A 2,270-nucleotide genomic window follows, 5' to 3' on the forward strand; every position below is an offset into this window, starting at 1 on the left:
AGTCATTAAAAATAGCTTAAGAATCTGTTTTTTTATTCAACTGTAAAATTATTCAAGTAAAAACGCACTATTATAGTTATTTATATTTTATTTCATTTTAATTTAATTTATTACATTTTTAACCATAATCGATACATATGAATATTGTTTAAACAAACATAGGTTATTAGGGATTTTTCATGAAAAAAATATTGATTTATTGAAATTTTCAGTCTTTTAATTTGCTATTTTTTAAAAAACTTTAAACAGAAAAAATTGAATTTAACTACAAAAGACGGAAAGTACATATTTTTTTATTTCTTATATAATTATTTTTACAATACATAAAAATGAATAATTATAATATAATTATATTTTTTTAATATATTTTCCTATTATTTAATGGGAAAGCTGTTATTTAAAGTGATTCCAAGCCATATCACAGCTACAATTGAATGAATAATTGCATTATTTTTGGTAAATGAAATATATGTGTTAAAACAACGGTTATTTATGTATTTTTATGTATAAGTTTACACATTAAAAATTTAAAAAATAATGTATATGTTCATAAAAATGCAATTTTTTACTTGTAAAATATCAAAATTGCTGATAAAATTACAATAACAGAAAATAAACTGTACAAAAATAAATGAAAGAAGTGGTTAATTATGGAACTTAGACAATCAAACGAAGACATGATCAATGAAGTTTCAAATAACAAAACTGGCAAGATGAAACACCCACCAGGATTATATTTGTTATTTTTTACTGAAATGTGGGAAAGATTTAGTTACTATGGTATGAGAGCTTTACTTGTAATGTATCTAACTACAGAATTTATAAGAGGCGGTCTTGGCGTTGATAAAGCATCAGCATTAAATATGTATGGTACTTTTACAGCACTTGTATACCTTACTCCAATAATCGGTGGATATATTTCAGATAGATATATTGGTCAAAGAAAAGCTATTACCATTGGTGGAATTATAATAGCTATTGGTCAATTAACTTTATTTTCACATCAAAGTATGACGGCATTATATACAGGACTATTTTTACTTATAGTTGGTAATGGTTTCTTTAAACCGAACATTTCAACATTAGTTGGACAATTATATCCAGAAGGAGATAAAAGAAAAGATGCAGCGTTTACTATTTTCTATATGGGAATAAACGTAGGATCATTTTTAGCTCCTCTTATATGTGGTACTTTAGCTGAGAACTTAATGGCAACAAAACAAGCAGGCGAAATTATACATTATGGATTTAGATATGGTTTCTTAGCTGCTGGTCTTGGTATGATTTTAGGACAAATCATATTCACATTATTATCACAAAAATATCTTGGAGATATTGGTAAAAAATCAGTAAATAAAGCTAAAAATAGTGCAGATAAAAAAGAAGCAAACAAGCCTTTAACTAAACAAGAAAAAAATAGAACTATTGTTATATGTATATTAACAGCTTTCGTTGTTGTTTTCTGGACAGGCTTTGAGCAAGCAGGAAGTTCACTTACTATTTATACTCAAGATTATGTAAATAGAAGAGTTGGTGGATGGGAAATGCCAGTTTCATGGTTCCAATCACTAAATCCATTATTTATAGTATTATTCGGAATACCTGTATCAAAATTATGGCTTAAGCTAGCTAGTAGAGAAAAAGGTGATTTAAGTATCCCTACAAAAATGGCAATAGGTATGATAATGTTAGGTATTGGTTTCTTATTAATGGTAGGAGCTGTTATGCAAAGAGGCGGAAACGTAGAAGACACTGCAATAAAAGCTAACATGTTATGGTTAGTAGGAGCTTACTATCTTCATACTATGGGAGAACTTTGTTTATCACCAGTAGGACTTTCAATGGTAAGTTCATTAGCACCAGCTAAACTTGCATCATTCTTAATGGGTGTATGGTTATTAAGTAGTTTCGTTGCTAATAAACTAGCAGGAGTTATCGCAGCATATACTGAAACTTTAGGCCACTTAGAAATATTCGGTGGAATAGCTGTAGTTTCAATTGTAATAGGATTAATCCTATTAGCTTTAAACAAAAAATTAGTTGCTATGATGGAATAATATTAATTAAACAATACAGAGCTGAATAAAATAATTATTCAGCTCTTTTTATTTGTCCATTCTATAGGGTTCCAAGCATGTGCGTAAAGCTAATCTAATTTATTCCAAAGTAGGGGGAAGTGCATAATCGAAAAGTATTTCCTCACTATTTTTCCTTCTTCTTTTTTCTCTAAGACTTTTTCTAGCTACTCGGTTCAATATTTGTAAGATATC

The 2,270-nt window shown here is 28.1% G+C and carries 1 protein-coding gene; it reads left to right on the forward strand.

Going from position 1 to position 2,270, the window contains the following annotated elements:
* The first annotated feature begins 650 nt into the window (after positions 1-650).
* Positions 651-2,057, forward strand: a complete 1,407-nt coding sequence (locus AZI32_RS16885; protein WP_061997116.1) for a peptide MFS transporter — start codon at positions 651-653, stop codon at positions 2,055-2,057.
* The last annotated feature ends 213 nt before the right edge of the window (positions 2,058-2,270 follow it).

It is taken from the genome of Clostridium sp. ATCC 25772, assembly GCF_001573875.1.
GTDB lineage: Bacteria > Bacillota > Clostridia > Clostridiales > Clostridiaceae > Clostridium_J > Clostridium_J senegalense.

Bases quoted from the DNA above. Each gene is read 5' to 3' on its own strand.
- AZI32_RS16885 (WP_061997116.1), top strand. From the start codon at position 651: ATGGAACTTAGACAATCAAACGAAGACATGATCAATGAAGTTTCAAAT.